Genomic DNA, 10,176 nt, shown 5'->3' on the forward strand with positions numbered 1-10,176 from the left:
TCAGTTACCTTCCGTCAGCATGTCGTCCACCATCTTCTGCCGCTCCTCCGAGGTCATCCGAGCTAGGTTCCCGACCCGGAAGTGACCGGAGCCTTCGATCCATGCCTTGCGCTTGGGAACACCGCCGGAGACAGCCTCTATGGTGATGCGGTGAAGGATCTCGTTGTGGCTCATCTCGAAGATCTGTGAGGTCAGGATGTGCCGCAGTCTCTTCTCCTGGTCTGGGAATGCCTCGGCAAGGCCGGTGTCGAGACGTCGCACGAGTTCCATCAGGAACAAGCCTGCAGTTGAGAACAAGTCAGCGAAGGTCTTGTCCGGGTCGGTGAAGATTCCGGGGTCCTCCTCCGCGAGGGTGTCGACCATCCTCTTGACCACGGGCTGCGGTGTGAACACCAGGGACGTCTTCTGCTGCGGAATGTAGGCGAAGATGTTCTCGGTCTGCACGTCGTCGAAGTAGTCGGCGAGCGCTTCCTTCTTGTCCAAGAACTCCTGGACGGCTTGGTCGAAGACCGTCTCGTCGAACATTCCCGGGATCCTCGTGACTGTTCCGTTCTCCTCGGTGACTTCCTGGCCGTCACGCAGGAGGCGGAACTCGGCTTCGCTGATGCCCGTGATCTCCTCGAACACGTGGTCGGGTGTGTAGTCGTCGAAGTTCGACAGACGGATGCCGCGATCCCCGTATGCCATGAGGAACATGGGAATCGTGCGGGCGAATCCGCGCAGGTGGGAGCGGGCGTCGTCCATAGTCTGGTCTGCGCGCTTCTGCTCCTTTTTGGTCTCTTCGCGAGTGACCACCTCGGGTACGATCTCTTCCATCGTCTTGTCGACGATGGCCATGACGTTCGCCTTGAGCGCCTCGTCCTGCTCCGCCTTCTTCGCTTCGACAGCTCGCGCCTCGGCCTCGGTGGCTGCGTTCTTCAGCTCGTCGTCGATGTGCTTGCTTGCGATGTTGTGCTCGGTGTACGCGCGCTCAATCTGGTCCTTCACTGCCTGTTCGGTGCGCTTGATGTCGCGCTGGACTTGGGTGGCCGTGAGTTCGTAGACCTTCATCAGCTCTTCGCGCTTGGAGAGGGTCTGCTCAGTCACAGCCTTGGCTATGTTTGTCGCCGCCGTGGCCGCCGGAGAGCCGGGCTCGGGGGTAGGGATGTCCTCGAGGCTGTAGACGGGTTTGCCGAGCTCGGCGACCTTGGGGCTGATAATGGTTTCCACGTCGACCTGGACGTGGCCGTCGGGGTCGGTGAGGGGCGGCGGTTGAGGGATCTCGAGGGGCTGCCCGTTGATGACCTTGCCCTGCTTGACGGTGGGAAGTTTGTCGAGGATCTTCTTGACGTGCTCGGAGTACCTGAAAATGCCGGCGACGTTCGCGAATAGTAGGTTCGATAAGAACCCTCGGCGCACGACTTCGCGGGCCTTGAACACTTGCGGAAACGTCAGGACCTGGGAGGCGTCGAGCTCGATCATCCTGCCCTCGGCGTCCTCGCCCAAAACCGGGAAGAAGTTCAGCAACGTGCGGATGTTCTCCTGCCGCACCCGCTGATCACCCGAGGGGTTCGGGTGCAGATTGTTGGCGAAGGCGTCGAAGATCGTCAGCGTGCGCTCGGGCGCGAAGTCGAAGATGTACGCGTTCTTCTTCTGGTACACGTGCCCGGCACGCTCGAAGGTGCAGGGGTTCTGTGCCCGAAACGCCGCCTGCATGTACTGGGCCGGAGAGGACAGGTTGGACAACATTATGACTGCGGTCCACTCGGGCACTGTGACGCCAGTGGTCAGCTGCCCGACCGACAGGGTGATGGTCTTGCCATCCGACTCCTCAGCCTCCGCGATCGCCGTGCGCACCTTATGGAGAGACTTGCCGACAACTGTCGGGTCGGCGTTGTCATCGGAACGACCGTCGCCGGCGGCCAAGATGACCGCGTAGTCCTTGAAAACGTCGTGGTTCTTGAGGAGCCTCTTCAGGGCCTTGGCAGACGCGACGCGGTTAAGCAGCCAGAAGGAGTGGCGGATCTCGTCGCGCAGCTCGGGGGTGGAGAACGGGTACTTATCGTTGGTCGCTAGGCAATCGAGGAACTTGATCACCTCAGCCTCGTGCTCGAAGAACCCGTTGTCCTTGGTTGCGAAGAACTCGTTGAGGTCGAACGTGTAGTCAATGTTCGCCTCGTCCTCGTCGATCGCGACGCCCTCGGCTAGACGGTCCGTGATCATGCGCGAGATCTGGTAGGTCAGCAGGTTGAGCGTCGGAAGCGCCGCATACGGGTTCTCTTGACCGTCATCTTGCCACTGCTGGCGGGCGGTCTGCTCGTCCTCATACGTCCAATTGAAGATCTGGTCCTGGTCGAACTTGCCGGAAGCCAACGCTCTGAATGGCGTGCCCGACAGGTGCAGCGTCCACTTGCGATTGATCTGGTCGAACGCGACGTCGGTCTTGCTCGTGTCGATACCCTCGTGGGCCTCGTCGATCACCAACAGGTCCCATTCGAACTGAGCGATATGCCTGAGTTTGTCGTGCGAGCCGCCGAAGTACTGAGACCCCTTGAGGTCCTGCAGCGAGAGGAACTCCACGATGCGCGGGTCATCTTCCTGATGGTTGAGTGAGAAGGTACGCCACTGCTCGCGGGTCATGGGCGAACGGCCGGCCAGTGAGGCCGACTCCGAGACGAACCGGTAGGTGGTCTGGTGGCCGATGAACCGCGTGAAGTCGTCGAACCAGGAGTTCGCGATCGCCGGGCGGTTGGTGACGATCAGGACGCGTCGGACGCCTAGGGTCCGCATCAGGTCATACGTGGTCAGCGTCTTGCCAAACCGCGGTTTTGCGTTCCACAGCACCTCGGCCTTACCGGCTTCGAAGGCGGACACTGCCTGTTCGACGGCCGCCTGCTGCTCGGGACGCAGGACGTAGTCGTCCTCCTCGCCGCCCTGCTGAAGGTCCGCAAAGTCCTGACCGACGAAGTCGTTGAAGTAGTCAAGCGACTCCTTCGGGGCGATTTTAAAGTGATGCCACTCCGTGCGCTTGGGCTGGGTCTCGCGCTCGACGCTTTGCCGGTGGAGGTAGGCGTGAAAGTCCTTGTCCGTGAAGCGCCCACCAGATTCAGACGTGAACAATGCTCGGCGCGACCAGACCTTCCTCTTCTCGACGGACAGCTGGGATGCCTGTTGTGCAATACGGGCGTCTGCGCTCTCCTGCTCCGTGTACCCGATCTTCTCCCAACCGTCGTACTTGGGGATGTCCGGTGTCGTCCACGAGTAGATCAGCGGAGTGATCTCGCGGAACGTGCTGATCTTCGGACTAGGCATCGGCTCTCACTTCCTCGTGGACCTTGTCGATCCGGCACATTTGATAGCTGTCATAGATGGTGAAGTCGAAGCAGGCGTCGTTGCGCAACGAGGCGAGCGTGAACGGCTCACGCTGCACTAGACCCGGTTCTCCCTCGATCCGGTTCCACCACGAGAACTGGATGTCCTGCCCCTCGGGGGTAAGACCGGTCAGGGTGTTGCCGCCGACGATGTTTGTGTCAATGAGGAACGCCGCCGCCCGGTGTAGGTCGGTGTCCGAACCGCAGGGAGTGCCTTGGGCCTGATGAAAGCCCAAGAACTCGGCGATCATGATCGCCTTCGCATCCTGATGGTTGTCCTCCAGCAGCTCGATACCGTAGATCGAGGCCAGAGCGAACAGTGACGCCTCCGGCCACTCCTCGACCGGGTACCGCTTCTCAATCGCGTGGAGCTTGCGACGCAGGATAGCGACCAGGAAGTTGCCGTCGCCCGCTGCAGGCTCAAGGAAGGTCTTGTCGACGAAGTCTCGGCCGGTTTCCAACTCCTCGCGGACCAAGTCGAGCATCCGGTTGACCATCTGACGCGGTGTGAAGACCTCGCCGTAGGTCTTCACACGATGGCGAGACTTCACAACCTGCTCCTCGACAATCGTCTCTGTCACCGTCACTGGTGCCTCCCGTGCTGCCGACGATGAGCAACGGTACCCGTCACGGCGGGGTCGTCGGCCCCCACGTCCAGCAAGTCCGCGGATCGGTCGTCTCGTGATGGCGTCACATGCACTCCAATTTCTGCTAGCTCCTCGGGCAATGGCTAGCTGGGAAACCAGCCGTAAGGTGTTGTTAGCACAGAGCCACCTGTCCTATATTACCGGCGAGATTTCGTGGTCAATCCCTACCGGCTCATGTCCTTCTGCAGGAGCTTCTAGACCTCAAGATGATCCTAATTGGACGCCACCTCGAGGTTCGGCGACACACCGTAATTCCCAATCAAAGACGTGGTCAATAGGGCATTACAGCACCAACACTGGAGGTCCTAATGTGCCGAAGGGCCGGTGCGGGCGGAGAGAGGATTTCCCCTCGGTTTATACACCAGTTGGGGGCCGGTGAATCGGGGCTGACTGAATGCCGGACGTACCCACTCTTGCGAACGAGCTCAGGACGGCATAGTGGCTCAACAAGACCTATACAAGAACATCATCAAGCTCGGACGGTAACTCAAACTCTTCATCTTCTCGCTTTTCACTTCCAAGTACAGGCTTCCCCATCGCCTCACCAATCAGTTGCAAAAGTCGCGATCGCCGGTCGTTGAAGAAGCCATGGAAATCATCAGACATCAACAAGCGAGTATCTATCTGATGAGAACTTATTGCCGCACAGGCTTCATCAAGAGAAATGTGAGCCTTAAGGGCAAGCTCAGGAACGTAACGACTCGGCGACTTCGCCGAAATGAATTTATTGGTAGCACTAGATATCGGTGTCTTATTGACAATGCTCTGGACCAACGCATCGTCAATGCCATGGTTATCACACCACTTCTGAGGGAATACGTGATGGATGTCAATGTTGAAGTCTTGGTAAGAGCCCTGATTGATGGTTTGGTTATTGACCCAGTCCTTGACGTCTCCCCGCATGGTTAGCGCATATATGCCCTTGTACGCGGCAGAGTTACGGGTTCTCAGCGTCAGTAGACGGTCCGGGTTGAATGATGCTCCGGCAACTGTTCCAGGCTCAGCCCCTCCATGTATCCAAGCCTCAACTTCCTCCAAGTCACGAGCGAAGCGGGTCTCGACTGCACCACCGTAGAGTTCACCAAGAACGCCGTTCCAATACCATCGCGCCAGCATTTTGGAGATACCCATCAGATCAGCATCCCCCCCTAAGGCCACTCGAAGAGCAGCCAAGGGAACAAGCTGTGTCCGGTAGGGGAGATCTTTCTGCCTGAAGATGAACTGATTGTTCAGGAATTGCCCGGACCAAATGAAAGCCTCTGTGAGGGGTTCAGCCCATTCTCTGTATTCCTCGAGTGTGAGGCGCAGGATATCTTTGCGCTTACAAGTAATTCCGGGCAACTTATCTCCATCGCCTGCATATGTCAGTCGCCGCTTGCGGCTAGCGAGCAAGCTGACAGCTTGGAGGAAGTCCGTGTTTTCCACCCCGTGTAGGACAGGTCGGGCGCTGACCATCCTCTTTTTGCGAGCCGTCCAATCGTCATTCAATCGAAAATCGGCACTTCCGGCTGCAAATGTCGCGGTCAAAAGCTCAAAAACATTTAGCGCCACTCCACCGGTATTGACCTTCTCAAATACAGTACACACAGCTTCACGAGAGGTTGTGTTTGAAAGCTCAATCACCGGGACCTTGTAATTCTGAAGTTGTTGCAGGGGCCCCTTCGCGAAATCGGTAAAGACTGACATTGAATCAGGCTTCAGCGCCACCAGCCGGAGCAAATACTGATGATAGTAGTCGTTGTCAAAAGTTCGGCTAAGGCGATAAACGCCGTGTTCAATCTCCTTGTCCAGCTCAGAGAAATCAGCCACTACGTCCCGACCAAAGTTTGACCGTAAGACCCTGTCCTCGGGGACAAAAAATATGGCGTCGTCTTCCATATCCCGTTCAGGATCGAGGGCTTCCGCTATCCGAATGTAGAACCAGCCGCGCATAAGCTTTCCTCGCGGATCACAAGTGTCAACGGGGGCACCGCTCATCAGCGATTGGTACAGCGAAGTCAGGCGCTGCTGTCCGTCCAATAGAAGGAATTGCGGCTTTGCGCTGACCGCGCCTACGCCGGACAGAGGTCGGATCGCGAAGTTAACTTCGTCCGAGCCCGTCTGAAGCGTCATGACCACACCGACCGGGAACCCTTTCGTGATACTCGCGAGCAGCCCGCGTATACGGTCTACGTCCCATTTCCAGGGACGCTGAAAATCTGGAAGCTGGATCTTGCCTGCCTCAATATCGCGCAGCAACTCTCGCAGATCGCGAATCGGACTATCAAACGACATAAGCTCCCCCGGATTGGCGCTGGGCGCCGGTGCGCCCACAACTAGCTGACAGCCTAACCGAAGAGGCTCCGTCACGGCGGACGCTTGCCTATCGCCATGCCGATGAGGTCGCCACGGCGCTAGAAGCCTGCCAGTCGCTTGTGCGCAGCTGGCAAATGGCGGCGGCTCAGGCACCACGTCAGTTAGTGAGTTGCCACAAACACCAGAGGAACTGCGCATGCAAGTTTAAAATGGGACGGAAGCATCCCGTCGCCCGGTTTTGCGGCCGCTCTGCGGGGCGCCAGCACCTTAAACGCAGCTGTCTCGCACCCAACTACCACACAGTTCTCCCTCAAATCCCTCTGTAGGTTATGTCGTCTGGCTGTGCCGAGTAAGTAAGGACGAGCTCCAGACGAAAACCTCGAATGCGTGCCGCATAAAGAGTTGGACACCAAAAGACACAACCTCTTCACGGGCATCGTTTCCTAGCGACGTCTTTCTAAATTTCGCTTAGCGCGGGGCGTGGCTCGCGAGGAACTCGTATACTTCGGTCTCGTCTACTCCGGGAAAGGCTCCGGGCGGGAGAGCCGCGAGCAGGTGGGAGTTGGCGCGGGCGCTGGGCCAGGCGTTGCCGGCCCATTGGGCGGCAAGGTCGGCGGGTGGGCGGCGGCAGCAGGATTCGTCAGGGCAGTTGGAAACGGAGCGTTCGGTGGTGTCACGGCCGCGGAACCACTTCACTTCCTTGTAGGGAATGCCGATGCTGAGCGAGTACTCTCCCGATGAGTGCCGCTCGGTGATGGCGGTGCACCAGAAGGTCCCGGCCTTGGTGTCGGTGTACTGGTTGAAGGCACGAAATTTGTCTGGGACGTCGAACACGGCCCGTGAGGTCCAGTTGCGGCAGACCGGCTGGCCTTCAATGGCGCCGGTGTGGTCGGCCGGGAAATTCACGCCGTCGTTCTCATAGGCCTTGTGGATGATCCCCGAGACGTGCACCTTCTGGAAGTGGCACGGGATCCCCAGATGGTGCGTGGCCAGGTTGGTGAAGCGGTGGGCTGCTGTCTCATACGAAACACTGAAGGCGTCCCGTAGGTCCTCGATGGCCAGTTCCTTGGAGGCCTTCGCTTTCTGCAGGAAGTCCACGGTGGCGTGCTCTGGCATCAGCAGCGCCGCGGCAAAGTAGTTCGTGTAGACGCGCTGGCGGAGGAAATCCGCGTAGTCGGTGGGCGTCTGGTGCCCTAGGACGTAATGCCCGACTGCCTGGAGCAGCACCGAGCGCGGGTCGTGTTCCGAGCGGTGGCCCTGGGTTAGGTAAATTCTGTTGTTCTTCAAATCCGTCACGGACCGGGTGGAATGCGGCAGATCGCTGACGTACTGCAGGCTGAAACCGAGGTGCTCGGCGATGTCCGCGGCCACGTGGTGTGACAGCGGACCGCCCTTGAACCCGACGGCCTTCAGGAGCTCCTGCGCCTGGGCTTCAATGTCCTCATAGTGGTTGTTCCGGGCGCGCATTTCCGCCCGGAGTTCGGTGTTGGCCCGGCGTGCTTCCTCCGGGGTGGCGGCCTGCTCATCCAGCCGGCGCTCCAGCTCATGCTGCAGACCCACCAACGACTCCAGCACGTCCATGGAAAGCCGCGAGCTAACGCGGACTTTCGGCAGCCCGAGCGACTCGTACAACGGCCCGCGCTGGTAGCGTTCCAGCTCGATCTCCAGAGCAGCACGGCGGCTGGGCGGCTCAGCCCCGAGCAGCTGGTCCATGCCCACGCCCAGCGCTTTGCCGAGCGCCTGCAGCATGCCGAGCTTGGGCTCGCGCTTGCCGTTTTCGATCAGCGACAGCTGCGACGGCGCGGCGCCCACGGCAGCACCGAGATCATCCAGGGTCATGCCCTGGGCCTTACGCAGGTGCCGCACCCGGCGACCCAGGCTGATGACGTCGACTTCGGGCTCTGAGGAGGCACCGTCGTCGTGCTTGGAGGGACGATTCCAACTGGTGGTTGCCATTTCTTGAGGATACGAGAAGAAGTGCAAATCTTTCCAGCATTTTTTATGGATTACCTGTTGTGACCTACGGAATAGTCGATTTCACGAAGAAGTTCGGATCTCGACAAGCTCGATCACCGAGTGGAGCGCGATCACCGGATTGACCACCGCTATCAAGGAGAACAGCAATGACTGCATCATTTGAGCCGGCCCCGATGAACGCTGAGGAAGCGGCCAAGGCCCTGGAGCTCGAGTGGGCTGCCGATTCCCGCTGGGAGGGCATCACTCGTGACTACACCGCAGCGGATGTCGTCCGCCTCCGCGGCCGGGTCCAGGAAGAGCACACGCTGGCCAAGCGCGGCGCACAGAAGCTGTGGAAGCAGCTCACCGAGGAAGCCGCCGAGGGCCGCTACACCAACGCACTCGGCGCGCTGACCGGCAACCAGGCGGTGCAGCAGGTCAAGGCCGGGCTGCGCGCCATCTACCTCTCCGGCTGGCAGGTGGCCGCGGACGCCAACCTCTCCGGCCACACCTACCCGGACCAGTCGCTGTATCCGGCCAACTCGGTACCGCAGGTGGTCCGCCGGATCAACAACGCGCTAATGCGGGCCGACCAGATCGAGTTCTCCGAGGGCATCCAGAGCGTTGAGGACTGGCTGGTGCCGATTGTGGCCGACGCCGAGGCCGGCTTCGGCGGGCCGCTGAACGCCTACGAGCTGATGAAGTCCATGATCGCCTCCGGCGCCGCCGGCGTGCACTGGGAGGACCAGCTGGCCTCGGAGAAGAAGTGCGGCCACCTGGGCGGCAAGGTGCTGATCCCCACCGCGCAGCACATCCGCACGCTGAACGCGGCCCGGCTGGCCGCCGACGTCGCCGGCACGCCGAGCGTGATCATCGCCCGGACCGACGCCGAGGCCGCCACGCTGATCACCTCCGACGTGGACGAGCGAGACCGCGAGTTCATCACCGGCGAGCGCACCCCGGAGGGCTTCTACAAGGTCCGCAACGGGATTGAGCCGTGCATCGCCCGGGCCAAGGCCTACGCCCCGTACTCGGACCTGATCTGGATGGAGACCGGCACCCCGGATCTGGAGCTGGCCCGCAAGTTCGCGGAGGCGGTCAAGGCCGAGTTCCCGGACCAGATGCTCTCCTACAACTGCTCGCCGTCCTTCAACTGGAAGAAGCACCTGGACGATGCCACCATCGCCAAGTTCCAGCGCGAGCTCGGCGCGATGGGCTTCACCTTCCAGTTCATTACCCTGGCCGGCTTCCACGCCCTGAACTACTCGATGTTCGACCTGGCCCACGGCTACGCCCGGGACGGGATGAGCGCCTACGTCGAACTGCAGGAGCGCGAGTTCGGCGCCGAAGACCGCGGCTACACCGCAACCAAGCACCAGCGCGAAGTGGGCACCGGCTACTTCGACACCATCTCCACTGCCCTCAACCCCAACGGCAGCACCCTGGCCCTGGTCGGCTCCACCGAAGAGGGCCAGTTCCACTAAATCTTTTCGCATCGAGGAGTCAGCAGGCGCCCTTCTCAGGGCTGGGAAGGGCGCCAGCTGAATAGTCGATGCACTTCTTGAGGAGTGAATGAGCGATGAACGATCCGATTACCTTGAACGGGATTACGTTGACGGCCACGCCGGTGTGCCGGCAGGAGGAAGTGCTGACGCCGCAGGCGCTGGAGTTCGTGGCCAAGCTGCACAAGGCCACCGCCGCCCGGCGGCGCGACCTGCTGGTGCAGCGGGAGAACCGGCGCAAGTCGATCGCCCGCGGCCACGACCCGAAGTTCCTGCCCGGCACCCGGCACATCCGCGAGGACTCCTCCTGGCGGGTCGCTCCCCCGGCGCCCGGGCTGGAGGACCGCCGGGTGGAGATCACCGGGCCGGTGGAGAAGAAGATGACCATCAACGCGCTGAACTCCGGCGCGAAGGTGTGGCTGGCGG

5 protein-coding genes and 1 pseudogene are annotated in these 10,176 nt (G+C 60.6%); 2 read left to right on the forward strand and 4 right to left on the reverse strand.

The window, feature by feature from the left end:
• From AC5RW2_RS32060 to AC5RW2_RS32075, 4 genes are all read right to left on the reverse strand, one after another.
• Nucleotides 1–3,291, reverse strand: a complete 3,291-nt coding sequence (locus tag AC5RW2_RS32060; protein ID WP_493964181.1) for a DEAD/DEAH box helicase family protein — start codon at nt 3,289–3,291, stop codon at nt 1–3.
• Nucleotides 3,284–3,937: a DNA methyltransferase family protein gene (locus tag AC5RW2_RS32065; protein ID WP_494074929.1), complete on the reverse strand. Its 654-nt coding sequence runs from the start codon at nt 3,935–3,937 to the stop codon at nt 3,284–3,286. Before AC5RW2_RS32065 ends, AC5RW2_RS32060 begins: the two co-directional genes overlap by 8 nt.
• A gap of 513 nt (nt 3,938–4,450) precedes the next feature.
• A complete protein-coding gene (locus tag AC5RW2_RS32070) occupies nt 4,451–6,271 on the reverse strand; it encodes a GmrSD restriction endonuclease domain-containing protein (protein WP_493964179.1) in 1,821 nt (606 codons plus the stop codon).
• A 489-nt stretch (nt 6,272–6,760) separates the two neighbouring features.
• Nucleotides 6,761–8,275: a helix-turn-helix domain-containing protein gene (locus AC5RW2_RS32075; protein ID WP_493964178.1), complete on the reverse strand. Its 1,515-nt coding sequence runs from the start codon at nt 8,273–8,275 to the stop codon at nt 6,761–6,763.
• Between the two features lie 140 nt (nt 8,276–8,415).
• Between AC5RW2_RS32075 and aceA the strand changes: the two genes are divergently transcribed.
• Together aceA and AC5RW2_RS32085 are read left to right on the forward strand one after the other, a co-directional pair.
• Nucleotides 8,416–9,732: an isocitrate lyase gene (gene aceA / locus AC5RW2_RS32080; protein WP_493964177.1), complete on the forward strand. Its 1,317-nt coding sequence runs from the start codon at nt 8,416–8,418 to the stop codon at nt 9,730–9,732.
• A gap of 95 nt (nt 9,733–9,827) precedes the next feature.
• Nucleotides 9,828–10,176, forward strand: a pseudogene (locus tag AC5RW2_RS32085) (malate synthase A); the annotation flags it as partial.

This window comes from Arthrobacter sp. B0316-1-20, assembly GCF_059091865.1.

Bases quoted from the DNA above. Each gene is read 5' to 3' on its own strand.
- AC5RW2_RS32070 (WP_493964179.1), bottom strand. From the start codon at position 6,271: ATGTCGTTTGATAGTCCGATTCGCGATCTGCGAGAGTTGCTGCGCGAT.
- AC5RW2_RS32060 (WP_493964181.1), bottom strand. From the start codon at position 3,291: ATGCCTAGTCCGAAGATCAGCACGTTCCGCGAGATCACTCCGCTGATC.
- aceA (WP_493964177.1), top strand. From the start codon at position 8,416: ATGACTGCATCATTTGAGCCGGCCCCGATGAACGCTGAGGAAGCGGCC.